This is a genomic window from Nocardia sp. CA-084685 (genome assembly GCF_050955785.1).
Classification (GTDB): Bacteria; Actinomycetota; Actinomycetes; order Mycobacteriales; family Mycobacteriaceae; genus Nocardia.
This window is the reverse complement of the sequence record NZ_CP192094.1, coordinates 9,291,133-9,318,057: the sequence shown is the minus strand read 5'-3', so window position 1 is coordinate 9,318,057 and position 26,925 is coordinate 9,291,133. Positions and strand designations below refer to the sequence as shown.

Sequence of the window (26,925 nt, the reverse complement as noted above, 5' to 3'; positions counted from 1 at the left end):
CTCCTGGAAGGAGAGTTGCGCATGAGTAGCGCGATATGCGACTAGGGCGAAATGACGACTATTTAACCAGGTAAAAGCGGGTGATGCCCGGTCAGTACGCGGATAGCGGAGGCACGCTTTCCGGTCGTTTCGCATATGAGGGTGGCCTAATTGGTCGGACGTTCATCTGACTGTCTCCTGCGGATTGCCTGAGAGGCTTAGCGTGCGCCCGTCAGCAAAAGTCAGGAGTTCGTCGTGACATCGAAGCCCCTCGCCCTGTTCGTGAAGCGGGACGGCCAGCCGAAGCGCTCAGCCATCACCTGTCAGTACAAATGCGGTAACGCCTGCTTCCACGAGGTGCCGAACACCTCCGCGAACGAATACTTCGGCGATATGGTGCGTGCCGCGGTGACGCGGCGTGGCATGTTGAAGGGCGGTGCGGGGGTCGTGGTCGCGGTCGGCGCGGCCGGTGTGCTCGCAGCCTGCGGTGATGACGACAAGGTCGAATTGGCGGCGGGCGGCTCGCTGGTCGACGGTGTGCCGGTGGGCACCAACTTCGAACCGGTCGCGGCGAACTCCGATGACGCACTGGTCATTCCGGTGGGTTACGAACACAATGTCGTGATTCGCTGGGGTGATCCGCTATTCGCCGACGCGCCGAAGTTCGACGCGAACGCCCAGTCCGCGGCCGCACAGGCCAAGCAGTTCGGCTTCAACAACGACTTCGCCGCGATCCTGCCCATCGAAGGCCAGGCGAATACCTACCTGCTGGTGGTGAATCACGAGTACACCACCGAACCGCAGATGTTCAAGGGCTACAACAAGGAAGAGCCCGCACTCGAGCATTACCAGACCGCCATTGCCGCACACGGTCTTTCGGTGGTCCAGGTCAAGGGCGAATCCGGAACCGGCAAGCTGACACCGGAATTCGGCAAGTACAACCGTCGCATTACCGGCACCACCGAGTTCACGGTCACCGGCCCCGCCGCGGGCAGCGCCTTCCTGAAGACGAGCGCCGACCCGTCCGGTGCCAAGGTGCTCGGCACCCTGAACAACTGCTCGGGTGGCCTCACCCCGTGGGGCACAGTGCTTTCCGGTGAAGAAAACATCAACCAGTACTTCGCCAACGGCGATAAGGTCACCGACGAGGCCGCCAAGGTGAGATTCAAGCGTTACGGCTTTCCGAACGGTGCTTCCGAGCGCAAATGGGAGCGGCACGAGGCGCGCTTCGATCTGGCGAAGGAACCCAATGAGGCCAACCGATTCGGCTGGGTCATCGAGGTGAATCCGTGGGATGCCTCGGCCGCGCCGATCAAGCACACCGCGCTCGGCCGGTTCAAGCACGAGGCGGCGACCATTCATGTCGCCGAGGACGGCACCGTCGTCGCCTATATGGGTGATGACGAGCGCTTCGACTACATGTACAAGTTCGTCTCGTCGCGAAAGGTGCAGTCCGGCAACGGCCAGGCGAGCATGCGGCACAACCTGACGATTCTGGACGCGGGCACGCTCTACGTCGCGAAATTCACCGGCGATCACCCCGACAAGATCGACGGCAATGGCACAGTGCCCTCGGATAAGGGCTTCACCGGTACCGGCCATTGGATTCCGCTGCTGGTCACCGGTGAAGACGGCAAGGCCACCTCGAAGGTGGACGGCTTCACCGCCGAAGAGGTTTCGGTATTCACCCGGTTGGCCGCCGATAAGGTCGGCGCTACCAAGATGGACCGCCCCGAGGATTTCGAGGCGAATCCCAAGTCCGGCAAGGTCTATGTCGCGCTGACCTACAACGAGCAGCGCGGCGCGCCGGGCAAGCCCGCCATCGACGAGGCGAATCCCCGCAATATCAATAAATTCGGGCAGGTGCTCGAACTCGACGACGATCATGCGGGCACCACATTCACCTGGAATATCCTCATGCTGTGCGGTGATCCGAAGACCACCGACACCTACTTCGCCGGTTTCGACAAGGCCAAGGTCAGCCCGATCGCGGCACCGGATAATCTTGCCTTCGACGATTACGGCAATCTGTGGATCTCCACCGATGCCTCACGCGCCAACGGCGCCAATGACGGACTGTTCTCAGTGGTGCTCGACGGGCCGAATCGCGGTGCGACCAAACAGTTCCTCACCGTCCCGTTCGGTGCGGAGACCTGTGGTCCGACCGTATCGGAGCAGCGGGTCACCGTATGCGTCCAGCATCCGGGCGAGCGCGATGACGCGACCGCGGAAAAGCCCGCCTCGCATTGGCCCGATGGTGGCGATAGTCTGCCCAGACCCGCCGTTGTCTCGGTGTGGAAGAAGGGCGGCGGGCGAATCGGCACCTAGTCGATTCCTCCGCGCAACACACGAAACCGCTACTCGAACCTGCAGGGAGTAGCGGTTTCGTGCTGTTCAGCCCATATTGGCGTAACGCGCGAAATCACCTTGGGCGCCGCTGTACAGGTTGACATCGGTGCCGCCCGCGATACCGGGAATGCGGCCGCTGTCGGTGGTCTGCCAGAACGTCCAGGCCGGCCAGCCGCCGGGTACTTCGGGTTGCTCGTTGCCGCGATAGTCGGCGATCCACAGCGGATATCTGGTGAATTCATTCGTATTCGCCATGGCCGTCTTCCAGAAATTCGGATAGGTGTAGATGATCGGCACCCGTCCGGTCAGTGCCCGCACGGTATTCAGATACCGATGCGTCCAGTCGATCAGCCTGGCCGGATCGAGTCCGCCCGCATTCTCCAGATCCAGCACCGGCGGCAGATCCAGCGGCCCGTTCTGTCCGAGCACGACCGTCGCGTACAGCGCCGCCTGCGGCTCGGGCGGCAGGTTCGGTCGCGCGTAGTGATACGTCCCACGCGCGACCCCCGCCGCCCGCATCAGCAGGCTGTCCGGCACGAAATAGGGGTTGATGTAATTCACGCCCTCCGTCGCCTTCACCATGGCGAAAGCGTGACCTGCCGCACGTACCGCGAACCAGTCGATGAACCGGCCGTCGACATGCTGCCACGATGACACGTCGGGCCCGCTCGGCTCGGCCACCGAAGTGCCCGCCGAGGTAGCCGTCAGGATGCTGCCCACCGTGATCGCGGACAACGCCACAGCGCGAGTGGATCTCCAACGAGTGCTATCCATGCTTTTCGACGATAGCGACAACTATGCAATGTGACCAGAGTTACATCTGTGACAGTTGCGCAGTATTCACTCGTTGTCCGGCTTGGGTGCCCATATCAGCGGGATGTGTCAGCCGAGCCAGTCCAGGACCGAGGCCGCGGTCCAGGACTGCTGCATGCTGCCCAGGGGTTCGCCGGTGAAGGGTTCGTAGTATTCGGCGAAGCTGCCGTCGCTGGCTTGGCGCAGACCTTCGGCGCGCAGCATGAAGGAGCGTTCGGCCCAGCCACGGCGGGCGAAGACCCAGGAGAACAGCCAGCTCATCACCGGCCAGACCGGGCCCCGCCAGTATTCGCGGGAGCGGAAGTCCTTGGAGACCGGCGAGGTGGACGGCGGCAGGGCATAGCGCAGATCCGGGTGGCCACAGAAGCGCGGGCCCTCGAACAGGCGCAACAGGCTGCGTTCGGTATCGCGGGGCAGACCGCCGCACAGCAGTGGAGCGAACATCGAGAGGGTTTCGGTATTGATCCAGCGCTCGAGCCGCACGTCGAAATCCCTGGCCGCACCAGTGCGGGCATCGGTGGTCGCGACCACTCCCGCGCGGAAGCGCTCCGCCCATGAATACAGTTCACGGACGTCGGCATGGGGCTGCTTGTACTCCTCGCCGATATTGGCGAGAACCTCACACGCCAGCGCGAAGATGGCCGTGACGAAGACATCCTCCACCGCGAAGCTCATGGTCGATGCGAGCTGGTAGTCGTCGTATCCGGCGCGGCGCATCTGCTCGACCAGCCACAGATAGCGGTCGTATTCGCGATCGCTCGGCCGCTGCGAGGGATCGGAGACGACCAGCAGATCCTCACGCTCATACGGCGGCAGGTCGCCGGGCACCACATTCGCATAGGCCCGATCCCAGCGCGGCGAATTGTCCATCCCGGATTCCCAGCCGTGATACAGCGTGATCCGTCCGCTCTCCTTGGGATCGCGGGCATGGGCCAGCCAGCGATGCCAGCGCACCAGATCCGGCCAGCGCCGATTCAGGAACTCCTCGGCCACCGCCCTGGTGCTGCGACCGTGGCGGCGGGAATGGTCGAGGATGCGCTGCACCGCGATAGCGTGCACCGGCGGCTGGGTGATTCCGGAGGTGTCCGGACCGTCGGGGGCATTGGCGGCCAGCTTCTTGCACTCCCAGCGGGCCGGGCCGGGGAAGTAACCGTCCACACCATTGGCGAAGACGATGTGCGGGATCATCCCGTTCTTCCACTGCGCCGATAGCAAGGTATCCAGTTCGATGACCGCGCGCTCGACGCTCAACGGGGCGAGACCCACCGCGACGAAGGCGGCGTCCCAACTCCACATATGCGGATATAGCCGGGGCGCGGCACTGGTCATGGTGCCCAGATCATTACCCCGTAGCAGGTAGGCGGCGCGGGCCGCGAGCTGTGTTGGGGTGAAACCTGGGTGTGCCATCCCCCTATTTTGCGATGACACCCGCAAGTATGCCCGCTCAGTGACTCGTGTCTCGTCCTGGTGCGCCCCGGTGGCCAGCTGTTGTGCGCCGGATCTCACTCTGCATGCCCCGTCCGTGAATTCCATTTATTCGCTTTATGCATCCATCGCCGCGCGCGGGTGTCGCTACGGCCCGTTTCGGCGGCCGATACGGTGACTGCCATGACCTCCGCCGTGACCAGCACACCGAAGCCGACCGCGCTGATCACCGGCGCCAGCCGAGGGCTCGGCGCCGCGATCGCACGCGAACTGGCATCGACCCACGATCTGTTGCTCGGCGCCCGCTCGGCCGAGGCGCTGCGCGCGATATTAGGCGAACTGCCCGGCGCCACCGGATGGCCGGTCGAGTTGACCGACTATTCCGCAGTGGCGGAAGCGGTTTCATCAATTCAGCGCCTCGATGTATTGGTACACAACGCCGGTATCGCCGACCTTGGTTCGATCGCCGATTCCTCGGTGCAGCAGTGGCGAAATACTTTGGAAGCCAACGTAATTGCCGTCGCAGAGCTGACCAGACTGCTGCTGCCCGCGCTGCGTGCGGTCAATGGGCATGTGGTGCTGATCAATTCGGGTGCCGGATTGCGGGCGAATGCGGGTTGGGCCTCCTACGCGGCGAGCAAGTTCGGTTTGCGCGCATTCGGTGACGCGCTGCGGTTGGAGGAGCCGACACTGCGGGTCACCTCGATCCATCCCGGCCGCATCGATACCGATATGCAGCGCGAGATCATCGCGAGTGAGGGTCGCGAGTATCGCGCGCAGGAATTCCTCAGCCCGGAGACGGTCGCGGGAACCGTGCGCTCGGCCATCGACACACCGCGCGACGGCCATCCGACCGAGATCGTGCTGCGGCCGTTCTGACCCTGCATATCGCGGTATGTTGGGTCGTGTCGTCGACCCGGAGGATCACCGTGACCCTGCCAGCTGAGCAGGTGGCGGAGTCGCGTCAGCGGACCGACAACGTCTCCGGCTATATCGCGGCGGCGGTAGCGCGCCAACTCCGACACGAGCTACTCGCGGATGATCTGCGCGGGTATCAGGAGGAGCACGGTGCCTTCACCGACGAAGAGCTCGCCAAAGCTCGCGAGGAAATCTTCGGCGGCGACGCGGGGACCAGCGCTGCGTGATCGAACGCTTCGAGACCGTCGTATTCGACAGTCGAGGAATTGCCCTTTAGGTTCGGGGGGATCGCGGGATGCGGGCGAAGATGCAGGTTCTGCATCAGATGGGCGCGGATCTAGTGGTCGGAGCCAACACGATTGTCGAGGTCAGCCACGCGAAGGTGAACATGCCTCGATTGCGATGGACATTATCCCGAGTGCGAGTCGAGCCGGTAGACCAGGCCGCCGCCGCGGCGGCCGCCGCACTCCTGAAACAGGCGGGACTGCACGGCCACAAGCACGCCATAGATGCGACTGTCGCCGAAATGGCGCTGCGCCAACCCGGTCCGGTCGCCATGGTGACATCCGATATAGACGACATGCGGCGCCTGTGTGGTAACCGCGTCCGAATGATCGCGGTATAGCCACTACCCGCAGCCAATCATCATCGGCCCCGCCCCACGCCCCACGCCCCACGCCCGTGCCGCCGCGCACGACTTCGCCCGCCACGCACGAAATAACCCGGCGAATCGGTGCGTGGCGCGCGATGGGGTGCGTGGCGCGCGATGGGTGCGCGGCGTGCGAATCCGTGCGCGGGAGGTGCGTTAGGCGACGATGTTGACGAGTCGTCCTGGCACTACGATCAGTTTGCGCGGCGGATTTCCGGCGAGTGCGGCGGCGATCTTTTCATCGGCCAGCGCGGTTGCCTCGATGGTCGCGTTATCGGCGTCGGCGGGCACCTGAATTCGGCTGCGCACCTTGCCGTTCACCTGAATCGGGTACTCCACCGACTCATCGACCAGCAGTGCCGGATCCGCCACCGGGAACGGGCCGTGCGCCAGGGATTCCTTGTGCCCCAACCGTTCCCACAGTTCCTCGGCGATATGCGGTGCCATCGGCGCCAGCATCAGCACCAGCGGCTCCACCACCTCGCGCGGCGCACCGGCGGGATAGCTCTTGGTCAAATGGTTGGTCAGTTCGATCAGCTTGGCGCCCGCGGTGTTATCGCGCAGTGCGGCGTAATCGTCGTCCACACCCGCGATCGTCTTGTGCAGCAGACGCAGCGTCTCCTGCGACGGCGCCGCATCGGTGACCCGGATCGTGCCGGATTCCTCATCGACGACCAGTCGCCACACTCGCTGCAGGAACCGGTGCGCGCCGACGACATCCTTGGTCGCCCACGGCCGCGAGGTATCCAGCGGACCCATCGACATTTCGTAGAAGCGGAAAGTGTCGGCGCCGTACATATCGCACATCTCGTCCGGCGAGATGGCGTTCTTCAGCGACTTGCCGATCTTGCCGTACTCCTGGAACGCCTCGATCTCGATGCCGGTCGTGGGATCGGGGAAGTAGTGCTTGCCGTCGCGCTCGATGATCTCGGCGGCGGGCAGGTACGCACCGCGCGCGTCGGTGTAGGCATGCGCCTGGATGTAGCCCTGGTTGAACAGGCGACGGTACGGCTCGGAACTGCTCACATCACCGAGATCGAACAGCACCTTCTGCCAGAACCGCGAGTACAGCAGGTGCAGCACCGCATGTTCGACACCGCCGACGTACAGATCGACGCCGCCTGGATCGTGCACGCCGTGCTCCGCGGTGCGCGGTCCCAGCCAGTACTGCTCGTTCTCCTTGGCGCAGAACGCGTCGGCATTCGTCGGGTCCGCATACCGCAGCTGGTACCAGGAGCTGCCCGCCCAGTTCGGCATGACGTTGGTATCGCGACGGTACTGCTTGGGGCCATCGCCCAGATCCAGTTCGACATTCACCCAGTCGGTGGCCTTGGCCAGCGGGGGTGACGGTTCGGAGTCGGCGTCGTTCGGATCGAAGGTGACCGGTGCGAAATCGTCCAGCTCCGGAAGTTCGACCGGCAGCATGGATTCCGGCAGTGCGTGCGGTGCGCCGTCCTCGTCGTAGACGATCGGGAACGGTTCACCCCAGTAGCGCTGGCGGGCGAACAGCCAGTCGCGCAGCTTGTACTGGACCGTGCCCTTGCCGTGGCCGTCGGCCTCCAGCCGGGCGATCACCGTGGCCTTGGCCTCCTCGACGGACAGCCCGTTCAGATAATCGGAGTTCACCAGCGCGCCGTCACCGGTGTAGGCCGCAACCGAAATATCCCCGCCGGAAATGACTTCCACGATCGGCAGGCCGAAGACCGAGGCGAATTCCCAGTCGCGTTGATCGTGTCCGGGCACTGCCATGATCGCGCCGGTGCCGTAACCGGCCAACACGTAGTCGGCGATGAAGATCGGCACCTGCGCACCGTTCACCGGGTTCGTCGCATAGGAGCCCAAGAAGACGCCGGACTTCTCCTTGTTCTCCTGACGTTCCAGATCCGATTTGGCCGCGATCGCCTTGCGGTATCCGGCAACGGCTTCCCGAGGGTCACCGGCGTCCTCGAAGGTCCAGCGTGGATCGACGCCCGTGGGCCAGGCATCCGCGGTCAGCCGGTCTACCAGCTCGTGCTCGGGAGCCAGCACCACATACGTGGAGCCGAACAGGGTGTCCGGCCGGGTCGTGAAGACCTCGATCCGCTGACCGTCGGCGTCGAATTTCACCTGTGCGCCACGGGATCGTCCGATCCAGTTGCGCTGCATGGCCTTGACGTTTTCCGGCCAGTCCAGACGGTCCAGATCGTCGACCAGTCGGTCGGAATAGGCGGTGATACGCATCATCCACTGCCACAGCCGCTTCCGGAAGACCGGGAAGTTGCCGCGCTCACTGCGACCGTCGGCGGTAACCTCTTCATTGGACAGCACCGTGCCCAGACCCGGACACCAGTTGACCACTGAATCGGTTTGGTACACAAGGCGATACGAGTCCAGCACCTCGGCGCGTTCGGCCGCGGTCAGATCCTGCCAATCGCGGCCGTCGGGCGTCGGGCGCTCACCCGAATCGAACTGTGCCCGCAGTTGCGCGATCGGGCGGGCGCGTTCGCAATCCTGGTCGTACCAAGCGTTGTAAATGCGCAAGAAGATCCACTGCGTCCACTTGTAGTACTCCGGATCGGTGGTCGCGAACGAGCGCCGACGGTCGTGGCCGAGGCCCAACCGGTCCAGCTGACGCTGCATGGTGGCGATATTCGATTCAGTGGTCTGGCGCGGATGCGCGCCGGTCTGCACCGCGTATTGTTCGGCGGGCAGACCGAATGCGTCATAACCGAGCGCGTGCAGCACATTGCGGCCGTGCATCCGGTGATAGCGCGCGAAGACGTCGGTGGCGATGTAGCCCAGCGGATGCCCGACGTGCAGACCCGCGCCGGACGGGTACGGGAACATGTCCTGGACGAACAACTTGTCCACCGGGGTCGCACCCGCGAGCGGGCCAGCCGGGTTCGGCGCGTGGAAGGTCCCGCGCTCATCCCAGGCCCGCTGCCACCGGCGCTCGATGCGGCCGGCGAGACCAGCGCTGTACCTGTGCTCCGGTACATCGCTTTCGGTTGCACGAGTGTCCGCCACGGTCCTGCCTTCTTTTTCTCGCCGATCCCCGTCAAGATGTGCCTATCAGGGTAGAACGTCCGGGCTCATGCACCGAAAATCGGGCCGGGCTGGATTCGGCGTCGCGGCGGTGCGCTAGCCTCGTTGCGTGTTCGTCGTCGCTCTCGCCCTGTTCGTGCTGGCCATGGTCGCCATCGCAACCGGCGTGCTCGGACTGACCGGGCGGCTGCCACGCAACCGATTCGTCGGGGTGCACACCGAGGCGGCACTGCACGACGAGGAAACCTTCCGCATCGCCAACCGAGTCGCCGCCCCCACCTCCGTGGCCGCGGGCGCACTGCTCTTCGCGGGCGGTCTCGTCGCCCTCGCCGCAGGCGGCTTCCCAGCTTTGATCGTGGCGGTGGTGACAGCCACCGTGGCGCTGTTCACTCTCGGCGCGGGCGCGAATGCCGCAGCTCGCGCGGTCGAGCCGTTGGTTCCCGCCCAAGAGATCGGCGGCTGCGGTTCTTCCTGCGGTGCGTGCTCGTTGCGTGACGCCTGCGCTCCAACCAACTGACACGCGGTCTCGCGACCAGACCCCGTCGTGCGCGTCGCTATTCGGCCCATTTCCGGAGGTGCTCGGCGATCTCCGGCACGTCCATGTCCCCGACTGCGACGGCGATCATGATCGGCTCCTGTTCGTCCGGGAGGGCAGCCAGCATGACTCCGTTACGTTCGAGCATGAGGGCCGCCGCCAGGAACGCGGTGCGTTTGTCGCCATCGTTCAGGGCACGATTGCGAGCAAGCGAATGCAGCAATGCCGCGGCCTTTTCGAACAATTCCGGATACGGATCGACGCCGAACACCGTGGTGGACGGACGTGCGGCGGCAGAGGCGAGCAATCCGTAATCCCGGATCGCGTCGGTACCGCGGTTCACGGCCCGCGCGATCAGTAGGAGTTCGTGGACCGTCAGATATCGGATCACGCGAGCCGTTCCAGCAATTCGGCGTGCCGGTTCATGGTGCGGGCCAGCATCGCCTCGAACACTTCCCGATTCGCGGTGCGATGCCGATGTATCGCTTCCTTCGCGATCTCTTGCTTGGAGCGGCCGGTGCGCGCGGCTTCCTCGGTCAGCATGCGGTCGTCGTCATCATCGAGTCGCACGGTCATCGCCATAACCTGCATGATGCCTGTCAGATACCACGGCTTGGGCGTCGGCGCGGCCGAAACATATCGGTCCTGGGAACGCCGCTGCTACGTCGGGAAGCGGCTATCGGTCGGCGCACGCGGGCGGGTCTATGTGATGTGACAGCGGGCTGCCGACCGGGTTCAGGTACAGCGCGAACAGGGTCACCGGTGTCGTCCCGAGATTGCGTGCCACATGGGGATAGGAGGGGCCGCTGGGCTCCCGGAAGATTCGACCGCGCCGGTAGGTGACCGGAACGCAGTCGCCACCGGGGTGGTCGAGGGTGCCCTGGGCGACCAGAACGAACAGCGTGCCGTCATGGTAGTGCCAGCCACTGGTCCCACCGGGCTCGATGACAGTCTGGCGAACAACGACCTCGCGCCGCCCCCGCGTGAATCGGAACAGCACGCGACTCGCGGTGCCGCGCGCTGGTGCCGCATTCACTTGAAACTCCCGCCACCGCATCACCACCTCATCGAACCACCGCGCGATCACGGGAAGTTCGTGGACCGGCAGGTATCGGATCACTCGAGCCGCGCCAGCAATTCGGCGTGTTGTTCGGTGGTGCGGGCCAGTATTGCCTCGAACACTTCCTCGCTCGGCATTCGGTCGTCTTCGTCATCGAATCGTGAGGTCACCGCCATAACCTGGATGATGCTCAGGCACCTTGGGTGGGGCGACGACGCATCGGAACAGGTTCCGCGAACGCCGCCGCTCCAACCCCACCTAGCGCAGTGATTCCAGTGCCTTCAGGACCGCGTTGTCTGCGTCGGCATCTCCGACGGCGATGCGGGCGCTGCCGTCGGGGTAAGCCTTGGCCGCGATGCCGTCTCGGCGCAGCGCCGTTGCTACGCCGGGGCCCGGCAGGTACAGGAAGTTGGCGTAGCTGCGGGGCACGGCGATGTGTCGGCGTAGCAACGCACTGCGCAGGGTCTCTCGCGCGGTGGTGATGCGCAAAATGCGCGCGGCCAATTCGGGTTCGGCGGCGTAGGACGCGGCGACCGCGGCGACCGCCGCCGAACTCACTCCGAATGGCAGTTGCAGTCTGCGGACGCGGCTGACCAACTCGCTGCGCCCGAAGGTGTAGCCGATGCGCAGTCCGGCCAGTCCGTAGGCCTTCGAAAAAGTGCGCAGGACCAGCAGGTTCGGGTGCCGATTCAGCAGCGCGATGGTGTCGACCTGATCGGTGGGGCCGAGGAATTCGGCATACGCCTCGTCCAGGATGACCGGCACCCGGCGCGGCACCGAGCACAGGAACGCCTTCAGCTCGCTGGCCGCGATCACGGTGCCGGTCGGATTGTGCGGACGGCAGACCACCACCAAACCGGTCCGCCGGTCGATGGCCTTCGTCATCGCCCAGAGATCCTGATTGCCCGCGGCATCCAGCGGCACCGGGACGACCTCGAGATCGGCCATCTCCGCCATGATCGGATAACCGTCGAAAGTCGGTGCCCCGTAGACGATTCCATCGCCAGGCTTGGTCAGTGCCCGGATGATCTGCATGGCCACCCCGGTCGCACCGGAACCGACGACCACCTGATCCGAATGCACCCCGACGCGCCCCGCGATCAACCTCGGCAGCCGACGCGGCAGGAATTCCGGATAGCGATTGGCCTGCGCCAGTACGCTGTTCACCGCCACGAGTACCGAAGGCAATGGCGGAAACGGATTTTCGCTCAGGCTGAGATCGAACCGCGCCTGCGTCCGCTGACTTCGGTGCTGTTGCGAGGGCCGAGATTCATCGGCCACCCGCATGCTCATCCGGCCGCACCCCAGCGCACGGCCGCGGCACCGGCGAAATCACCGGCGTGCGCGAATGCCGACAACAGCACCACCGAGCCGTTGTGCAGCCGACCCGCCCGATTCTCGGTATCGAGTGTGACCGGAATGCCCGCGGCGAACAGATTTCCGCACTGGTCGAAGGTGTCCGGGTGCCGCTCCGGCGGCAATTCCAGTGCGTCGTGCCAGTTGCGCAGGAACAGCCGGTTCGGCTGATTGGTGACGAAGGTGTCGATATCGCGGCCCTTCACCCCGATCCGATCGCACACCGCCAATGCCACCTCCGGCACCAGCCGATTGCCGCGTGCGAACACCTTGGTGATCTTCGATTCGGTGAAGCTGACGCAGCCCTCGCCCTCGCCCGGCTCCCAATACTTGCGCTCGCCATTGGTCGAGAACTCCATATCCCCGGCGAATTCGGGATAGGTGCGGCATTCGATATCCAGGATCGGCGCGGAATCATCCTTGACGAGCAGTCCGACACCGCAGGCGTCACCGGGTACCGGGGCCTGGGCGAGCTTGCGGATTTCGGTCTGGGTGAACACCGGGCCCGCGCAGTTCTGGGTGGCCGCGATGAGCGCGGTGCGGGCGTCGGTGGTCTGCAGGATCATCCTGGCCATGGCCATCATGTGCACGAAGGCCGCACAGCCGCCATTGTGCACGTCGTAGACGAAGCCGGGTTTCATCCCGAGGCGACGGGCCACCTCGGGTCCGCAGCCCATCACCGGATTGTCCGGCAGCTGGGTGTGTGTGATCAGCACATCGATATCGGTGATCGTCTGTGCGCCATGGCGCTCGATCAGCGGCGCGACGGCGCGCTCGACCATATCCACCGCGGTCTCGTCCCTGGCCACATGGTGGCGCGCCTTGGGCGAGCGGAACATGACGTTCTTGGCCATCCGGTCGGATCGGCTGTACTGGGTGAAGTACTCGGTGCCGACCGGTTCACCCGGCAGATAGCTCGCCACATCGACAAGGCTGACTGTCGGCAGTCCAGGGGCTTCCGGATTGAAGAAGTTCATGGTGCGGCCTCACTTCATCCAGTCGGGTTTGATCGGAAGACCGTTTGCCGCACGGTATTCGCAGATCGCCTTGAGGTTGTCCATTTCCAGCTGATGCCCGGCGGAGAACATCTCCCAGAAGTCGCCCACCCACACCGGCCGCTTCTCGGGAGCCGTTTCGGGATAGGGGTTTTCGTCGTAGAACGGGTGATGGCAGTTCACCCACAGCACCACCGAACCCGGCTTGTTGAACACCACCTGGGCATCGATCACCCGCAGCAGGTAGATCATCCACAGGTGCTGACTCTGATCCCAGGCGCAGTGGTAGTCGACGGTCATACTCTCGCGGTGCGCGACGGTGCGGGTGAAGATCTTGGTCTCCGGGCCGAGCCGGTCCCAGGCCAGCCATAGACCCGGTTCCTCGGTCTCGACGAACCCGCGCAGACTGTAGGTCCACTCCTCCAGGCTGCGGGCATCGGCCAGGTATTCCCACACCTCATCCGGCGGCGCGGCGATATACGCCTGTACCGGACAGAATTCGCCGAAGATCTGGTCGTGCGGATACACCGATCGCAGCATGTCCATGATGATCGGTGTGGTTGCGTCCTTATCGGAGTTCTCGATCCGCAGCACACCGGGGACTACGTCTTCCGGAATGTCGCTGAGGGCAGGGAGGGCGCTTGTGGTCACGGCTTGTTCTCCAATGTCGCGAGAAACGGGATGAAGGGTGGAACTTCGTCGGGGTCGACGTCGATCGAGATGAACGCCGGCCCGTCGGATTCGACGCATCGCCCCAGTGCGATGGCCAGCTCTGCGGTAGTACGGACGGAGTAGGCGGACAGTTCAGGGAACATGGCATCGATGCCCGCGCCCAGGTTGCTGGGCCGAAACCGGTTGAAGCTGTAGCGGTCTCGGTAATAGAGCTGTTCGCGCGTGACGCACATGGCGTGTGCGTTGTTGTTGAGCACGATGAAGACGACCGGCAGCTGATGTTCGATCGCGGTGTGCAATTCCATGCCGTGCATGTAGAAAGCGCCGTCACCCGCGACGACGATGGTGTGTCTGATTCCGGATGGTCCGCGATGCCGTGCGAACGCCGAACCTATTGCGGCGCCGAACGCATAGCCCATCCCACCCATGCCGAGCGCGACCACGAATCGCCCGCCGCGCGGCACTCGCAAATGGTGCACCACCGCGGCCCCGGTATTGCCCGCGTCGGCGAAAACATCCGTGCCCTCGGGCAATAACGCCTCGATCGTCTCGACCAATTCGCGATAACGCAGGCCGGGACCGGTCGACTCGGGTACCCGCAAAGGTGTCAGTTCGTGCGGAGGATACGGATGACTCGAGTCTTCGACGCCGTCGGCGAGATCATCCGCGAGTTCGGCGAGATCCCGTGCGAGATCCGTACTGGTGGTGTGGACCGCGGACAGATGCGGCGCGGCGACACCGATATGCGCGACGGTGCGGTCGGCCAACAGTTCGTCCAACCCGGTGCGCGCGGTAATCGGCATCGGTGTGCCGACGATCAGGCACAGCGTGGCCGAGCGCAGTGCCGCCGACAGCTCGGGATGTCCCATGCTCCCGGCCACACCGCAGAAGGCCGGATCGGCATTGTCGTAGGTGTCCTTGGCATCCGGGGCGACACCTACCGACGCATCCAATGTGCGTGCCAGCCGAGCGAGTTCGGCGCGGGCATCGTCGCGCGCGACCTGGTCGCCCGCGATGATCACGATCTTGCCGACGGTGCGGGCCGCGGTCAGCGCCGCGCGTAGCCGGGCCAGGCCGCTTTCATCGCGTCGATGCGTCTGTGGTGCCGATCGGAATGGTGGGATATCACCGATATCGCTCTGTTGCACGTCCTTCGGCAGTAGCAGGACCGCGGGTCCGCCGCGTCGGGCGGCGTCGACCGCCCTGGACAACTTGTCGGGTAGATCGGCGGCGCTGTCCACCCGTGCGCAGTACTGGGTGATCTCGCCGAACATCCGTGCCGCATCGATGGTGCCCGCGAGTCCACTGGAGTCCTGGAATGCGCCTTTGCCCTCCTGCGCGGTCGGCGGCTGCCCGACCAGCGCCAAGACCGGCACTCGGGATGCGAACGATTCGGCGAGTCCGGCAACGAGATTCATCGCGCCCCCGCCAGAGGTGGCGGCGACGACACCGAGTCCGCCGGTCGAGCGGGCATAGCCGTCGGCCATGGTCGCGGCCGAAAACTCGTGCTTGGCAATGATGCCCGCGACGTCGTCGGGCGCATCGAAGAGCGCGTCGTATAGATCCTCGATATTCGCGCCGTCGACACCGAAGATGTGCCGCACTCCCAGGGTTGAAACCGCTCGAACCAGATAATCTACGACCCTGCTCGGCATCGGTTCTCCTCTCGCAGTGATCGGCTGTGCGCCCGAGGCGAAGCACGGGCGCGGTCACACATCGCGTACACATGAACTACGAGTTGGATTGCTCAGCGGTTCAATACCTCGCGCACGATGTACTCCGCGCACAATGCGCTCGGGAGATTCTTGTGAGCCGACACAGCTTGCGTGTACGTATACATCTACGTATAGTGAGTTCATGCCCAACAAGACGATCTACGTTGCCGATGACGATCTGCCTCTGTTCCAGCGGGCGCAGGAGCTGGTCGGCGGCAATCTTTCGGGGGCGGTGACCACCGCGCTGCGGCGGTTCATCGAGCTGGAAGAGGGCAGGCTGGAGGGCTACGACGAGGTGGTGCTACGGGTCGGCCACAACGGGGTACGCCAGGTTCGCTTCTCCGGCGCGCTGCTCGGCGAGCACCGCGACGTGAACGAAGAGCGCATGGAACACGTCCGGGTGTATCGCAGTCGGAAGGGCAAATTCGTCATGCACGCCCAGTACTCGAACTGGGACGAATACCCGCAGAGCACCAACTGGGTCAAGGATCTGACGAACTGGCGGCGCATGCTCGGCGTCGGTGACCAGGACTGGGGCGACTTCATTTTCGAGATCGTCGATTCGCTCGGTGAACTGAAGGGAAAGATTCCGGACAAGCTCTACGAGCGGGTGGCTCAGATCGCCGACCGCCCGCCGGTCGAGGAACTCGACATCTAGCCGAACCAGCCGAATACCACCTCCGACAAGCCGCACCGGTCTATGGGCGCGGTGCGGATAACTCATGCGGTCATTCGCATTCTTTTATGAAAATTCTGGAAAGGAAGACCATGACCAATGGTCATCGCACCCCCGCCATTTCGGCGCGGGGGGTGCGTAAATCGTTCGGTGAGCACACGGTGCTCGACGGCATCGACATCACGGTCCAGGAGGGCACGATCTACTCCCTGCTCGGCCCGAACGGTGCCGGCAAGACCACCACCGTGCAGATCCTCACCACGCTGCTGCGCCCCGATGCGGGTGAGGTCCGCGTGGACGGCCATGATCTGGTCACCGAACCCGATGCCGTGCGCACCGCGATCGGCGTCACCGGCCAGTTCTCCGCGGTCGACGAATTGCTGACCGGTCGCGAAAACCTGGTCCTGATGGGCGATCTGCATCATCTGCCGCGTCGCGAGAGCAAGCGCCTCGCGGCCGAACTGCTGGAGCGTTTCGACCTGGTCGAGGCCGGTGACAAGACCGCCGCCACCTATTCCGGCGGCATGGTGCGGCGGCTGGATCTGGCCATGACGCTGGTCGGCGATCCGCGCATCATCTTCCTGGACGAGCCGACCACCGGACTGGATCCGCGCAGTAGGCGGGCGATCTGGGAAATGATCCGCACGCTGGTCGACGACTACAGCGTGACCGTCTTCCTCACCACCCAGTACCTCGAGGAGGCCGATCAACTGGCCGACCGGATCGCGGTGCTCGACCACGGCCGGATCGTCGCCGAGGGCACGGCCGCCGAATTGAAGCGGCGGGTACCTGGCGGACATATCCGACTGGAATTCGCCGATCAGCTCGGACTCGCTGCCGCCGCGACGGCATTGGGGGCCGAGGCGCGGGTTGTCGATGACGCGGCCGAGGAGGAATTCACCCTCGCGGTCCCCAGCGATGGCGGCGTCAAATCGCTGCGCGCGGTGCTCGACCGGCTCGACTACGAGCAGATCGAGGTCGCCGGACTTTCGGTGCACACCCCCACCCTCGACGACGTATTCCTCACCCTCACCGGACATCCCACCGCCGAAAAGGAGACCGTGCGATGAGCTCGATGACATATGCGCTCAGCGACTCGAAGACGATGTTGCGGCGCAGCATGCTGCACGCGAAGCGGTACCCGAGCATGACGTTCAGCATCATCCTGATGCCGATCATCCTGCTGCTCACCTTCAACTTCGTTTTCGGTGGCGCACTGGAGAAGTCGTCCGGCGGTAACTATATCGACTACCTGACCCCTGGCATGCTGCTGATGATCCCGGCGTATATGACCGCGGGTGTGGCGGTCTCGGTCTGCACCGACACCACCAAGGGCATTGTGAATCGCTTCCGCACCATGGCGATTTCGCAGTCATCGATACTCGCCGGACATGTGATCGGCGCATTGATCCAGGCGCTGCTCGGCATCGCGGCCATGGTCGGTGTCGCGGTGCTCGTCGGGTTCCGGCCGTCGGCGAATGTCGTCGAGTGGATCGCCGCATTCGGACTGCTCGCCATGCTCGTCTTCGCACTCACCTGGCTCGCGGTCGGAATGGGACTGGTCGCGTCGAGCCCGGAGAGCGCGAGCAATATGCCCTTCCCGCTGATCATGCTGCCGTTCCTCGGCAGCGGCCTGGTCAGCACCGACACCATGCCGGTCGGCATGCGTCAGTTCGCCGAGTACCAGCCGTTCACCCCGCTCACCGAAACCATCCGCGGCCTGCTCATGGGCACCGAGATCGGCAATAACGGCATCATCTCGATTGCCTGGTGCGTCGGACTCGGGCTGGTCGGCTACTTCTGGTCGATGTCGGTCTTCCGCAAGCAAGCCAAGGGCTGAACCACCGACGACGATCCCCCGCCGAGTTCGGCGGGGGATCGAGGCAGGTCAGATCGTGCCGGACAGCAGCGTCTCGCCCGTCGACGCCTTCCGGATCTGCACCGCCTGGATCTGATCCGGCGTCTTGGCGATGGTCCGGTCGATCGTCAGCTCGGTGCCGGGTCCGGCGGGCCACCGGTCGAGTTTGGCCTGGCTGCCGTCGGTGCCGATGACGTACAGGTCGAGGTCCCAGTCGTACTTCTGGTCGCTCGGCCCATAGCTGCAGGTCATCACGATCCGGGTCTTGCCATCGGCCTGGAGGACCTTGAAGCTCGCGGTCACCGGATTCGGTGTGATCGGTTCCATACTGCGTTCGGCCACAACCTGTTCGGGGCTCGGCCTATCCACCGCGGTGACCGCGGTGACCACCGGAACCGCGATGGCCACCGCCGCGGCGGCCCCCGCGATCGCGGCACCTACGGTCGCCCACCGACTACGCCGCCTGCGCCGCTCGGCCGCGTCGGCGAGTCGGGGCAGCAGCTGAGCGGGGGGATCCGCCTCGCCCGCAGTCTTTTCCGGCGGCTCGATCATGGCGAACGCGGTGTCGGGATCGACCATGGAGAGCAGACCCGGGAGTCCGGCGAGATCGGCTATCGCCGCCCGGCAAACCGGGCAGCTCGCCAGATGCTCTTCGTACTCCCGCCGTTCGGCGCGGGACAGGGAGCCGAGAATGTACGGTGCATCCCACGTCGAGTAGTCGTCGGCGATGTCCGTCATTGATTCGTCACCCCCATCTCCTGTAATGCCAGCCGTAGCGCCCGCATGCCATAGTGCATGCGAGATTTCACCGTGCCCGCCGGGATATCGAGTTCCTCGGCGATCTGGTGGGTGGAAAGGCCTCGATAGTAGGCACGCACGATCACCTCGCGATGATCGCCGCTGAGTCTGCTCAACGCGTCCGCGACCAGCCAGCCGTCCAGGGCTCGATCGGACTGATCCGGTGCGGCCTGTTCCGGCGGATTGTCGGTGCGGAATTCGCGCCGATTGCGGGCGCTCCGGTGCTCATCCACGGCGAGATTGCGCGCGACCGTGAACAGCCACGCCCGTGCCGATGTCGTCGATTGATCGAGCACGTTCGGGCGCTGCCACGCCCGCAACAACGTCTCTTGCACGATGTCCTCGGCCCGACCTGGATCGCGGACCAAACCGAGCGTGTACCGCCATAGCACCGAAGCATGTTCCTGATACAGAACCCGCATGAGTTCGGCTTGTTCGTCGGGCATTAGTCACCTCCCGCTCATCCCACGAGTCAGGAGGGGTAAAAGGTTCAATGCGCGCCGACATGTCAATTGCGTTCTAGTTCGATCGGATGCGTGGCGAGCAGGGATAGCGGCAGTGGCTGGCGGCGGAGTACGTGGGCCCACAGGTCGGGGCGGCCGGTGCTGATCGGATCCGAGGGCAACGCCGACAGTACGATCCAATCGTTGTTCTGCAGTTCGCCTTCGAGTTGGCCGAAAGTCCAGCCCGCATAGCCCGCGAAGATCCGCAGTCCCTCGATCCGCGGGGTGATCTGGTCCGGGTCCGCGTCGAGATCGACGAGCACCACGCGGCCATCGATGCGACGCAGTCCACGCACGCCCGTGATCGACGCGCCGACCCTGATGGTGCCGAGACACAGCGCCGCGTCCCGCTTGACCGGTCCGCCGATGAAGAGCGTGCGCGGCGGGGCGGCCGCCTCGGACCAGCGCGGAAGCACGTCGTGCACCGCGGTATCGCTCGGGCGGTTGAGTACGACGCCGAGGCTGCCCGCCTCGTTGTGTTCGATGATGTATACGACGGTGCGCCGGAAGGTCGGCTCGACCAGTTCAGTCGCCGACACCAACAGGGTGCCTGCGCGAACCACCTGCTCGCCCTGCCGGAAGTCGCGTCGCCTGCGGTCACCGTGTCCGCCGCGAGTTTTCCGATCGTCCGGGTCATCTCCGCGTGCCACTCCGACATCATCGCACTGGCGCGGGCGGTTCGTCGGTCAAGCGGCGTGGCGGATTCCCGAGCCGAGCGCGGATGTGACCCCGACACGCCGAAAACAGACCGGTTAGGGTGTGGCAATGGAACGGCCCGAGGTCCTGCTCGACAACGCTGAAACTGTGTACGACTTCTATCGAGACCACCGGCAGAACAGGCTCGGGGCTTGGGGTGCCTACGCCCTTCTCGGGCGTCGATACCATCCGCGCGTCACCTACGCCGACGGTGCACGAAAGCTGCTGCACCAGGTGATTCGCCAGGGCAGGCCATTGCTTGTCGCGCTCAATCACCTCTCCGAATCCGACCCGTACACCGTTGCCGCCGCGGCCTGGCGCAGCGAATTGCGTTCAGTGATCGGGCGAGTCCGGGTGCTGGCCAAAGACGAGCTGTTCCTCGAGCCCGATCAGCGCCGCAAGATCGACATGATGGGCGGGATCCCGGTATTCCGCGGTAAGGACCACGGCCTGCGGGCAGTGAATGCGGCGGGGCAGCGGATGATGGATATCTGCGCGCAGCGGCTGGCCGACGGTGACGGCATCGCGGTTTTCCCGGAGGGCACCTGCAACGAGGTCGACCACACCGAGGTGCAGCCGGTGGGCAGCGGGATCGGGCACATCGCGTTCCGCGCGATGAAGCTGGGGGCGAAGCCGGTTCTGGTCAGCATGGGTTTGAGCTATGGGCCGCGACCCGATGCGAGCGTGCCGGTCACCAAGGAGGAGGCCAAGGCGGCCAGCTTCTATTTCGGGGCGCCGATCACCGAGTTGCCGACCAAACCCGCGGAAATCGCCCGACTGGTGCGCACCGACCTACAGCAGGCGCTCGACGGAGCCGTCGCCGCGTACTGACCTACAGCGGCAGGCCGAGCTTCTCGCGCGCCCACTGCGGAACCATCGCGATGTACTCCGGTCGCGACTCGACGACGTGACGCACCATCGGGCACATCGGCAGAATGCCGAAACCCTCCTGACGTGAGTCGTTCAATGCCGCGTGCACCAGCACCCGGCCGCATCCCCGGCCTTCGTGCCTCTGGTCGATTTCGGTATTGACGAAGGCGCGTTCGGCGCCGGTGTCCTGATATTCGGCGTAGCCAGCGATGGCACCGTCGACGTAGATCTCGAAGCGTTCCAGCGCGAAGTTATTGCGGACCTCAGTCGACATGGCTCGACGCTACTCCGGTGGGCGCGGATCGTTGTGCACCGCAATACCAATCGCGCCTCGACTTGTCCGCGCGTCCGCGGCTGACCAGAATGCTCATGGTCGCGTCGAATACCGCGATGGGCCCGGCGGAGGTACGAAAAATGACGAGGACGCCAGGTTTTCCGCGAGCAGTGGTCACGCTCGCGGCCGCGAGCCTGATCAGCGGCTCGATCGTGACGGGTTGGGCCGAGGCCGCACCCGTGGCATCCTTCGGCGCCTGCCCGGACGCGTCGGTGACCGAGGGGCGTGGTGTGCAGTGCGCGGTGGTCTCCGTCCCGATGAATTACGCGGACCCCCGAGGTGCGCGCATCGAACTCACCGTCAGCCGGATCGTCGCGGCAGGGCAGCGTCGCGGCGTCATCCTCGCGAACCCGGGCGGACCCGGCGCGGATGCCCTCGACTACTGGGCCCGTCGGATCGATTCGATGCCCGCCGAACTCAATGAGCATTACGACCGGGTCGCGGTGCAGCCGCGCGGACTGCGCTGGGCCACGCCGCTGCAATGCGATTCTCGAACGACGAGTGCGGCATCGAAATCCGCTGAGGGCGAGAAAGTGTCGCTGGGCGGCGGTAACCGCGACCTTCTCGAGAAGGCCTGCGATGCGGCGCGGCCCGGCTACCTCGACACCATCACCACCGAGAGCACCGCGCGCGATCTGGATGAGGTGCGCGCCGCGCTCGGTGTGGATCGGATCAGTTATCTCGGGACCTCCTACGGCACCTATCTCGGCGCGGTGTACGCGTCGTTGTTCCCGAGCGGGGTGGATCGAATGGTGTTGGACTCCAACGTCAATCCCGATTGGGTGTGGACCGAGGAATTCGCGCAACAGCAGGTCGCGGGCAAGCAGCGCCTCGACGATCTGTTCGCCTGGATCGCCGAACACAACGGCGACTACGGACTCGGTAATACCGCGCTGCAGGTTTACCAGAACTGGGTGCGGCTGGTCGCCGACCAAGGCGGCGGCTGGTACGCCAACCTGACTCCGCCACCCGCGAGTGTCGCCGACCTGCCCGGCGCGCTGCCCGAACCGCTCGCCGAAATCGCCCGCGATGGTTTCAACGACAGTGTGGAACAGGCGGGCAAGGTGCAGAATCTGGTGCGCCTGCTGGTCACTGGCGGCGGGTCGGCACAGGTGCCGCTGGTCGGCGCGACCGCGGTCGCCACCTACACCCGAACCTTCTGGCCGAGCTTCGCCAGGGCGATGGCCGAGGCCAATATCGATCCGAAGAATGTCCGCCAGCTGCTCGCCATCGAGGGCGCGACCAGCACCGATCCCACCGGCCGCTTCGTCTTCTCCGCCATCACCTGCAATGAGAACAATGTGCCCGGCCGTTCCGAACTGATCGGCTCGGCCATCGCCACCATCGCCACCGGCGGCAATGCCATGGACGCCCGCGCCGATCTGGTTCGCTCCGGAACCGCATGCGGCAGTTGGAAACCGGTGACCAAGCCGGTCCCGATCACCGGAATGGGTCTGCACACCCGGCCCCTGCTGCTGCAGAGCCGCTGGGATGCGCTGACCGCCTATGCGGGCGGGCCGGCCATGGCATCGGCGCTCGGCGGATCACTGATCACGGTCGAGGGCGGCGACCACGGCGCATTCGGGCGCGGCAACACCGCCGTCGACGACGCCGTGATGACCTATTTGCGCACCGGTCAGGTCACCATCGACCACGCCGAGCAGGCACCGTTGCGGTAGACATGGAGATGAGCTCCGCAGGTCCCTCATGTAGGTGCGCCTCAGGCGACCATCAGGCTGAGTCCCCGGCGGTGTTCGAGCAGTTCAGCGATCCGGCTAGAGCTACGCCAGCGGTGACGGCAGGGCTTCGCCGGTCTCCAGCAAGGTCTTGAGGCTCGACAAGATGCTCGGCCAACCGCCGCTGATTCCGGCCAGGACGGCACTGCCGGGTTCGAAGCCGTCGTGGATGACGGTCAGTTTCACGGTTTCGCCCTCGGGTTCGAGTTCGAAGGTCACCTTCGAACGGGGCTCGCGGGCCCAGGCCGCCACGTCTTCCGGGTTCATGTCGAAGGTGGTGGCGAAGGCGGGGTCGAAGGTGTGCCAACTGTAGGAGAGCCGGGTGTACGGATCCGACTCCAGGACAACCTGTTCCGGGTCCTTACTGGTCCAATCGCGTTGGTGCCACACCATTTCCGAGCCGGGCCGCCAATCGGTGTCGAAGCTGGCGCCCCAGTAGCGGTTGGTGAAGGCTGGGTCGGTCAGGGCCTGCCAGAGCCGCTCCGGCGTCGTCTTGATGTAGGTGGTGTAGACGAATGCGTTCTCGCTCATGGATTTTGCCTCCAATGCATGTTTGAGGTCGGCCAGCGTGTGGACGCGGGCGCGGTGGTAGCGGGTGATCCAGCGCTCGGCGATGGCGTTGATGGGCTCGGCATTGAGGTAGTGCAGTTTTTCGCGGCCGCTACGGCGCGTGGTGATCAAATTGGCGGCCTCCAGGATCGCGAGGTGCTTGCTCACCGATTGACGGGCCATATCCAGTTCGGCGCACAGTTCGCGCAGGGTCTGGCCGTTGCGCGCGTTGAGGCTGTCGAGCAGTCTTCTGCGGCTCGGATCGGCCAGCGCTCGGAATACCTCGTCCATATCACCTTCTTCGAGATATGCAGCCGCGCAGCTGCATATCTCCACTTTAGGCAGCCATTTGGATGCATGTCAACTAGGCTGCAGGCAAGAAATAGCATTGTCGTAGCGAGATATAGTAGATATGCTACGAGACATCCCGATCTCACAACGGGAGGATGAGATGACCTTGGGTGACGGCGTCGCGCTCGACGTCGAGAAATTGCGGATGCGCTACGGCACGACCGACGTCCTGCACGACGTAACGTTTCAAGCTCGGCCGGGCGAAGTGCTGGTGCTCCTCGGCCCGAATGGTGCGGGCAAAACGACCACCATCGAAATTCTGGAAGGTTTCCGCATGCGTTCCGCAGGGCGCGTCGAGGTACTCGGCGTGGATCCGGCGCACGGCAACGAAGCCTGGCGGGCGCGACTGGGCGTCGTCCTGCAATCATGGCGCGACCACGCCAAATGGCGTGTGTACGAGCTACTTTCACACCTAGGCTCCTATTACGCGCCGTACGGCACGGATAAGATCCATAGGCCCTGGGACACAGACGAACTCATTGCCGCCGTCGGACTCACCGAGCAGGCGAACAGCAAGATCGGATCGCTTTCGGGCGGGCAACGTCGCCGCATGGATGTCGCGATCGGCATCGTCGGCCGCCCCGAACTGCTGTTCCTCGACGAACCGACCGCGGGCTTCGACCCACAGGCCCGCCGCGAATTCCATGATCTGGTCCATCACCTCGCCGACGACCGGACCACCATCCTGCTCACCACCCACGATCTCGACGAGGCCGAGAAGCTCGCCGACCGGATCATGATCCTGGCGGGTGGCCGAATCATCGCCGACGGCTCGGCCGACGAACTGTCGCGCCGTATCGCGGGCGAGGCCGAAATCCGTTGGACTCACGATGGACAACGGTTCGTGCACACCACCGCCGAGTCGACCGAGTTCGTCTACGAGCTGTTCAAGCAGCACGGCGACGAGATCGGCGAACTCGAAGTGCGCCGCGCTTCACTGGAGGACACGTATATGGCGCTGGTGCGGCAATACGAGTCCGGTCGCCTCGAAACCGAGGTCCATTCACTGGAGGAGGTCGCGCGATGAATCCGATCGATGCCGCCGTGCGGGCCGGAGCCCGGCGCGGTCTGATCGAAATACGGCAATCGCTCACCAATGTGCAGGATCTGTGGGGGATGCTCTTCTGGCCGGTCGTCATGGTCGTCGTGCTGTTCTTCATGCGCGATGCGACCTTCGAGACGAGTGGCTTCGCCCTCGGTTCGCTGGCTCTGCCGAGTATTCTCGGCATGCTCGTCGCCTTCAACGGCATGTTCGGCATTGCCCAGATGCTGACCATGGAACGCGAAGACGGAACCCTGTTGCGCGCCAAGGCGACTCCGAACGGCATGGTCGGCTATCTGATCGGCAAGATCGTCACGACCGCGGGCTGGGTGATCATCCCGTTCGTGATCGTGCTGATTCCGGGGCTGTTCCTGGTCGACGGCACGGCAATGGGCGGCGTCGGTTCCTGGCTGGGCCTGATCGGCGTCGTCGCACTCGGCATGCTCGCGACGATGCCGGCCGGTGCGGTGCTCGGATCACTGTTCAGCAACCCGCGCAATATTGGCTTCCTCTCGCTGCCGATCATGGGCATCGTCGCGATCTCCGGCATCTTCTACCCGATCACCTCGATGCCGGGCTGGCTGCAGGGCATCGCGCAGGTATTTCCGGTCTACTGGGTCGGGCTCGGCATGCGTTCGGCGATGCTGCCCGGCGATGCGGTCGCCATCGAACTCGGCCATGCCTGGCGACATTGGGAAACCGTTGCCGTGCTCGGTGTCTGGGCGGTGGCCGGGCTGCTGCTCGCGCCGATCGTGCTGCGTAGGATGGCACGTCGCGAATCCGGGTCGAACGTGGCGGCGCGCCGCGAGAAGGCGATACAGCGTGCCTACTGAGGTCATTTACAACCGCATCGCCATGTTGCGGGCCGAGCGCGGTATCTCCCGGCGGGAGCTTGCCGAAGCGCTCGGCGTGCATTATCAGACGATCGGTTACCTCGAACGCGGCGAATACAGCCCGAGCCTGCATCTCGCATTGCGGATCGCGGCGTATTTCGAGGTCGCGGTGGAGGTGATCTTCTCGACCACCCCATTCCCGCGCCTCGGCTCCGTCGATTCGGCGCGTGCCGCAGGGGACTGAGACTTACCGCTTGGCGAACAACTGGTACACCGGAACCGGCTGGCCCGCCTCCGCACTGGCCGCGATCGCGCGCCGCCACAGCCCCTGTACCGCGTGCGACAGGGTCGCGTCGACGCCGACCTCCTCACTGGCATCGATGATGTGCTGCGCCCCGGCATCCATCATCTTCAGACTGGCCAGCGTGCCCCAGCCGCCCACCTTCGCGGCAGCTGCGAAATCCTCGATGAAATACGGGTACGCGCCGGCCGCACGCAGCGCGAAGGGCACGAACTGATCGATGCTGTGACCGGACTTCTCGATCACCGCGAGCGCCTGATCGAAGGCGAGCATCCAGGGATGGAAAATGATCAAACCGGCCTGGTAGAAGATCTGGGCGAGACCGTCATCCACACCGAGGTATTCCTGTGGACTCAGCGGACGCAGAAGTTCGGCGTGCGCGTCGAAGACCTCTTTCGGACCGCTGTAGAAGATGAACGAGGCCGGATGGGCGATATTGTCGCCCGCGGACATGACGCCGCCGGAAATAAATTCCGCACCGTGCGAGCGCACCCACTCGGCACCCTTGCGCGCCTTCTCCGGTGAATCCGAGGACAGATTCACGATCACCTTGTCCGGCAAATGGTCGGTGGCCTGGCCCAATACGTCGTACATGGCGGCGTAGTGGGTGAGGCTGAGCACGGTGACCGCATTGGCGTCCAGCGCCTCGGCGACCGTGGTGGCTCGCTTCGCGCCGAGTTCGACCATCGCGTCGACCTTTTCGGTGCTGCGATTCCAGACCGTCACCTCGATGCCGGCATCCAGGAAGGCCCGGACCATGGCCCGGCCCATCGGACCCAGGCCGACGATGGAAACGGAGCCAGCGGTGGTCTGCTCGGACATGTTGTGTCCCTTCGATTCTCGTTGCGATTGCTGGTCGACTGACCCTTTCGAGCGACCTGCGAGCAG

29 protein-coding genes are annotated in these 26,925 nt (G+C 64.7%); 13 read left to right on the top strand and 16 right to left on the bottom strand.

The window, feature by feature from the left end; genetic code table 11:
* The first annotated feature begins 234 nt into the window (after positions 1–234).
* Complete coding sequence (locus ACQP2U_RS41155) at positions 235–2,307, top strand: PhoX family protein (RefSeq protein WP_433712555.1); 2,073 nt, start codon at positions 235–237, stop codon at positions 2,305–2,307.
* A 66-nt stretch (positions 2,308–2,373) separates the two neighbouring features.
* Here the strand turns inward: ACQP2U_RS41155 and ACQP2U_RS41150 are convergent, their stop codons facing one another.
* Positions 2,374–3,102 carry a glycoside hydrolase family 25 protein gene (locus tag ACQP2U_RS41150; protein ID WP_433712554.1) on the bottom strand — a complete coding sequence of 243 codons (729 nt, stop codon included), beginning with the start codon at positions 3,100–3,102 and terminating at the stop codon, positions 2,374–2,376.
* A 108-nt stretch (positions 3,103–3,210) separates the two neighbouring features.
* On the bottom strand, positions 3,211–4,548 hold the full coding sequence (gene ggh, locus ACQP2U_RS41145; RefSeq protein ID WP_433712552.1) for a glucosylglycerate hydrolase: 1,338 nt from the start codon (positions 4,546–4,548) through the stop codon (positions 3,211–3,213).
* Between the two features lie 201 nt (positions 4,549–4,749).
* Between ggh and ACQP2U_RS41140 the strand changes: the two genes are divergently transcribed.
* From ACQP2U_RS41140 to ACQP2U_RS41130, 3 genes are all read left to right on the top strand, one after another.
* The gene (locus ACQP2U_RS41140) at positions 4,750–5,445 is read left to right on the top strand and encodes an SDR family oxidoreductase (protein WP_433712551.1); all 696 of its coding nucleotides are present in this window, start codon (positions 4,750–4,752) and stop codon (positions 5,443–5,445) included.
* A 50-nt stretch (positions 5,446–5,495) separates the two neighbouring features.
* A complete protein-coding gene (locus ACQP2U_RS41135; RefSeq protein ID WP_433712550.1) occupies positions 5,496–5,711 on the top strand; it encodes a hypothetical protein in 216 nt (71 codons plus the stop codon).
* A 68-nt stretch (positions 5,712–5,779) separates the two neighbouring features.
* Positions 5,780–6,109 carry a DNA-binding protein gene (locus ACQP2U_RS41130; protein WP_433712549.1) on the top strand — a complete coding sequence of 110 codons (330 nt, stop codon included), beginning with the start codon at positions 5,780–5,782 and terminating at the stop codon, positions 6,107–6,109.
* A 180-nt stretch (positions 6,110–6,289) separates the two neighbouring features.
* Here the strand turns inward: ACQP2U_RS41130 and leuS are convergent, their stop codons facing one another.
* Positions 6,290–9,139, bottom strand: a complete 2,850-nt coding sequence (leuS, locus tag ACQP2U_RS41125) for a leucine--tRNA ligase (protein ID WP_433712548.1) — start codon at positions 9,137–9,139, stop codon at positions 6,290–6,292.
* A gap of 127 nt (positions 9,140–9,266) precedes the next feature.
* Here leuS and ACQP2U_RS41120 point away from each other — a divergent pair, with 127 nt between their 5' ends.
* Positions 9,267–9,674, top strand: a complete 408-nt coding sequence (locus tag ACQP2U_RS41120) for an SdpI family protein (RefSeq protein ID WP_433712547.1) — start codon at positions 9,267–9,269, stop codon at positions 9,672–9,674.
* Between the two features lie 37 nt (positions 9,675–9,711).
* On the opposite strand, the gene ACQP2U_RS41115 is transcribed toward ACQP2U_RS41120, so the two are convergent.
* The 7 genes from ACQP2U_RS41115 to ACQP2U_RS41085 all read right to left on the bottom strand — a co-directional run bounded on the left by ACQP2U_RS41115 (position 9,712) and on the right by ACQP2U_RS41085 (position 15,430).
* Complete coding sequence (locus tag ACQP2U_RS41115; RefSeq protein ID WP_433712546.1) at positions 9,712–10,083, bottom strand: type II toxin-antitoxin system death-on-curing family toxin; 372 nt, start codon at positions 10,081–10,083, stop codon at positions 9,712–9,714.
* Positions 10,080–10,268 (bottom strand): ribbon-helix-helix protein, CopG family, encoded by a 189-nt coding sequence (locus tag ACQP2U_RS41110; protein ID WP_433712545.1) that lies wholly within the window; start codon positions 10,266–10,268, stop codon positions 10,080–10,082. The genes ACQP2U_RS41115 and ACQP2U_RS41110 overlap by 4 nt, the downstream gene beginning before the upstream one ends.
* A 100-nt stretch (positions 10,269–10,368) precedes the next feature.
* The gene (locus ACQP2U_RS41105) at positions 10,369–10,779 is read right to left on the bottom strand and encodes a cupin domain-containing protein (RefSeq protein WP_433712544.1); all 411 of its coding nucleotides are present in this window, start codon (positions 10,777–10,779) and stop codon (positions 10,369–10,371) included.
* A gap of 231 nt (positions 10,780–11,010) precedes the next feature.
* On the bottom strand, positions 11,011–12,045 hold the full coding sequence (locus tag ACQP2U_RS41100) for an aminotransferase class I/II-fold pyridoxal phosphate-dependent enzyme (protein WP_433712543.1): 1,035 nt from the start codon (positions 12,043–12,045) through the stop codon (positions 11,011–11,013).
* Positions 12,042–13,085 carry a 3-oxoacyl-ACP synthase III family protein gene (locus ACQP2U_RS41095; RefSeq protein WP_433712542.1) on the bottom strand — a complete coding sequence of 348 codons (1,044 nt, stop codon included), beginning with the start codon at positions 13,083–13,085 and terminating at the stop codon, positions 12,042–12,044. The genes ACQP2U_RS41100 and ACQP2U_RS41095 overlap by 4 nt, the downstream gene beginning before the upstream one ends.
* Before the next feature lie 9 nt (positions 13,086–13,094).
* On the bottom strand, positions 13,095–13,754 hold the full coding sequence (locus ACQP2U_RS41090) for an SRPBCC family protein (RefSeq protein WP_433712541.1): 660 nt from the start codon (positions 13,752–13,754) through the stop codon (positions 13,095–13,097).
* Positions 13,751–15,430 carry a thiamine pyrophosphate-binding protein gene (locus ACQP2U_RS41085; RefSeq protein ID WP_433712539.1) on the bottom strand — a complete coding sequence of 560 codons (1,680 nt, stop codon included), beginning with the start codon at positions 15,428–15,430 and terminating at the stop codon, positions 13,751–13,753. Before ACQP2U_RS41085 ends, ACQP2U_RS41090 begins: the two co-directional genes overlap by 4 nt.
* A 202-nt stretch (positions 15,431–15,632) precedes the next feature.
* Here ACQP2U_RS41085 and ACQP2U_RS41080 point away from each other — a divergent pair, with 202 nt between their 5' ends.
* The 3 genes from ACQP2U_RS41080 (at position 15,633) to ACQP2U_RS41070 (ending at position 18,006) form a co-directional block, all read left to right on the top strand.
* Entirely contained in the window at positions 15,633–16,148 is a 516-nt protein-coding gene (locus tag ACQP2U_RS41080; RefSeq protein WP_040697293.1) for an EXLDI protein, read from the top strand.
* Positions 16,149–16,258: 110 nt separating this feature from the next.
* Positions 16,259–17,236 (top strand): ATP-binding cassette domain-containing protein, encoded by a 978-nt coding sequence (locus tag ACQP2U_RS41075; protein ID WP_433712538.1) that lies wholly within the window; start codon positions 16,259–16,261, stop codon positions 17,234–17,236.
* Positions 17,233–18,006 carry an ABC transporter permease gene (locus tag ACQP2U_RS41070; protein ID WP_433712537.1) on the top strand — a complete coding sequence of 258 codons (774 nt, stop codon included), beginning with the start codon at positions 17,233–17,235 and terminating at the stop codon, positions 18,004–18,006. Before ACQP2U_RS41075 ends, ACQP2U_RS41070 begins: the two co-directional genes overlap by 4 nt.
* Positions 18,007–18,054: 48 nt before the next feature.
* Here ACQP2U_RS41070 and ACQP2U_RS41065 read toward each other — a convergent pair whose 3' ends face one another.
* From ACQP2U_RS41065 to ACQP2U_RS41055, 3 genes are all read right to left on the bottom strand, one after another.
* A complete protein-coding gene (locus ACQP2U_RS41065; protein ID WP_433712536.1) occupies positions 18,055–18,762 on the bottom strand; it encodes an anti-sigma factor family protein in 708 nt (235 codons plus the stop codon).
* Positions 18,759–19,268, bottom strand: a complete 510-nt coding sequence (locus ACQP2U_RS41060) for a sigma-70 family RNA polymerase sigma factor (protein ID WP_433712534.1) — start codon at positions 19,266–19,268, stop codon at positions 18,759–18,761. The genes ACQP2U_RS41065 and ACQP2U_RS41060 overlap by 4 nt, the downstream gene beginning before the upstream one ends.
* A gap of 62 nt (positions 19,269–19,330) precedes the next feature.
* Positions 19,331–19,975 (bottom strand): YqgE/AlgH family protein, encoded by a 645-nt coding sequence (locus ACQP2U_RS41055; protein ID WP_397030799.1) that lies wholly within the window; start codon positions 19,973–19,975, stop codon positions 19,331–19,333.
* Between the two features lie 115 nt (positions 19,976–20,090).
* Here ACQP2U_RS41055 and ACQP2U_RS41050 point away from each other — a divergent pair, with 115 nt between their 5' ends.
* Positions 20,091–20,852, top strand: coding sequence for a lysophospholipid acyltransferase family protein (locus tag ACQP2U_RS41050; RefSeq protein ID WP_433712533.1), 762 nt, complete (start codon positions 20,091–20,093; stop codon positions 20,850–20,852).
* 1 nt (position 20,853) lies between these two features.
* Here ACQP2U_RS41050 and ACQP2U_RS41045 read toward each other — a convergent pair whose 3' ends face one another.
* Positions 20,854–21,165 carry a GNAT family N-acetyltransferase gene (locus ACQP2U_RS41045; protein ID WP_433712532.1) on the bottom strand — a complete coding sequence of 104 codons (312 nt, stop codon included), beginning with the start codon at positions 21,163–21,165 and terminating at the stop codon, positions 20,854–20,856.
* Positions 21,166–21,305: 140 nt separating this feature from the next.
* On the opposite strand from ACQP2U_RS41045, the gene ACQP2U_RS41040 reads away from it, so the two are divergent.
* The gene (locus tag ACQP2U_RS41040; RefSeq protein ID WP_433712531.1) at positions 21,306–22,904 is read left to right on the top strand and encodes an alpha/beta hydrolase; all 1,599 of its coding nucleotides are present in this window, start codon (positions 21,306–21,308) and stop codon (positions 22,902–22,904) included.
* 102 nt (positions 22,905–23,006) lie between these two features.
* Here the strand turns inward: ACQP2U_RS41040 and ACQP2U_RS41035 are convergent, their stop codons facing one another.
* Entirely contained in the window at positions 23,007–23,801 is a 795-nt protein-coding gene (locus tag ACQP2U_RS41035) for an ArsR/SmtB family transcription factor (protein WP_433712530.1), read from the bottom strand.
* Positions 23,802–23,961: 160 nt separating this feature from the next.
* Here ACQP2U_RS41035 and ACQP2U_RS41030 point away from each other — a divergent pair, with 160 nt between their 5' ends.
* Genes ACQP2U_RS41030 through ACQP2U_RS41020 form a run of 3 tightly spaced genes read left to right on the top strand, consistent with a single transcriptional unit; the run spans position 23,962 to position 25,980 of the window.
* Positions 23,962–24,888: an ABC transporter ATP-binding protein gene (locus ACQP2U_RS41030; protein WP_433712529.1), complete on the top strand. Its 927-nt coding sequence runs from the start codon at positions 23,962–23,964 to the stop codon at positions 24,886–24,888.
* Positions 24,885–25,736 carry an ABC transporter permease gene (locus tag ACQP2U_RS41025; RefSeq protein ID WP_433712528.1) on the top strand — a complete coding sequence of 284 codons (852 nt, stop codon included), beginning with the start codon at positions 24,885–24,887 and terminating at the stop codon, positions 25,734–25,736. The genes ACQP2U_RS41030 and ACQP2U_RS41025 overlap by 4 nt, the downstream gene beginning before the upstream one ends.
* Entirely contained in the window at positions 25,726–25,980 is a 255-nt protein-coding gene (locus tag ACQP2U_RS41020; protein WP_084509363.1) for a helix-turn-helix transcriptional regulator, read from the top strand. The genes ACQP2U_RS41025 and ACQP2U_RS41020 overlap by 11 nt, the downstream gene beginning before the upstream one ends.
* A gap of 3 nt (positions 25,981–25,983) precedes the next feature.
* Here ACQP2U_RS41020 and ACQP2U_RS41015 read toward each other — a convergent pair whose 3' ends face one another.
* Positions 25,984–26,925 carry an NAD(P)-dependent oxidoreductase gene (locus tag ACQP2U_RS41015; RefSeq protein ID WP_433716767.1) on the bottom strand — a complete coding sequence of 314 codons (942 nt, stop codon included), beginning with the start codon at positions 26,923–26,925 and terminating at the stop codon, positions 25,984–25,986.

Bases quoted from the DNA above. Each gene is read 5' to 3' on its own strand.
- ACQP2U_RS41080 (WP_040697293.1), top strand. From the start codon at position 15,633: ATGCCCAACAAGACGATCTACGTTGCCGATGACGATCTGCCTCTGTTC.
- ACQP2U_RS41130 (WP_433712549.1), top strand. From the start codon at position 5,780: ATGCGGGCGAAGATGCAGGTTCTGCATCAGATGGGCGCGGATCTAGTG.
- ACQP2U_RS41150 (WP_433712554.1), bottom strand. From the start codon at position 3,102: ATGGATAGCACTCGTTGGAGATCCACTCGCGCTGTGGCGTTGTCCGCG.
- ACQP2U_RS41110 (WP_433712545.1), bottom strand. From the start codon at position 10,268: ATGACCGTGCGACTCGATGATGACGACGACCGCATGCTGACCGAGGAA.
- ACQP2U_RS41140 (WP_433712551.1), top strand. From the start codon at position 4,750: ATGACCTCCGCCGTGACCAGCACACCGAAGCCGACCGCGCTGATCACC.
- ACQP2U_RS41085 (WP_433712539.1), bottom strand. From the start codon at position 15,430: ATGCCGAGCAGGGTCGTAGATTATCTGGTTCGAGCGGTTTCAACCCTG.
- ACQP2U_RS41025 (WP_433712528.1), top strand. From the start codon at position 24,885: ATGAATCCGATCGATGCCGCCGTGCGGGCCGGAGCCCGGCGCGGTCTG.
- ACQP2U_RS41040 (WP_433712531.1), top strand. From the start codon at position 21,306: ATGACGAGGACGCCAGGTTTTCCGCGAGCAGTGGTCACGCTCGCGGCC.
- ACQP2U_RS41050 (WP_433712533.1), top strand. From the start codon at position 20,091: ATGGAACGGCCCGAGGTCCTGCTCGACAACGCTGAAACTGTGTACGAC.
- ACQP2U_RS41060 (WP_433712534.1), bottom strand. From the start codon at position 19,268: ATGCCCGACGAACAAGCCGAACTCATGCGGGTTCTGTATCAGGAACAT.
- ACQP2U_RS41095 (WP_433712542.1), bottom strand. From the start codon at position 13,085: ATGAACTTCTTCAATCCGGAAGCCCCTGGACTGCCGACAGTCAGCCTT.
- ACQP2U_RS41100 (WP_433712543.1), bottom strand. From the start codon at position 12,045: ATGAGCATGCGGGTGGCCGATGAATCTCGGCCCTCGCAACAGCACCGA.
- ACQP2U_RS41065 (WP_433712536.1), bottom strand. From the start codon at position 18,762: ATGACGGACATCGCCGACGACTACTCGACGTGGGATGCACCGTACATT.
- ACQP2U_RS41075 (WP_433712538.1), top strand. From the start codon at position 16,259: ATGACCAATGGTCATCGCACCCCCGCCATTTCGGCGCGGGGGGTGCGT.
- ACQP2U_RS41030 (WP_433712529.1), top strand. From the start codon at position 23,962: ATGACCTTGGGTGACGGCGTCGCGCTCGACGTCGAGAAATTGCGGATG.
- ACQP2U_RS41070 (WP_433712537.1), top strand. From the start codon at position 17,233: ATGAGCTCGATGACATATGCGCTCAGCGACTCGAAGACGATGTTGCGG.
- ACQP2U_RS41045 (WP_433712532.1), bottom strand. From the start codon at position 21,165: ATGTCGACTGAGGTCCGCAATAACTTCGCGCTGGAACGCTTCGAGATC.
- ACQP2U_RS41035 (WP_433712530.1), bottom strand. From the start codon at position 23,801: ATGGACGAGGTATTCCGAGCGCTGGCCGATCCGAGCCGCAGAAGACTG.
- ggh (WP_433712552.1), bottom strand. From the start codon at position 4,548: ATGGCACACCCAGGTTTCACCCCAACACAGCTCGCGGCCCGCGCCGCC.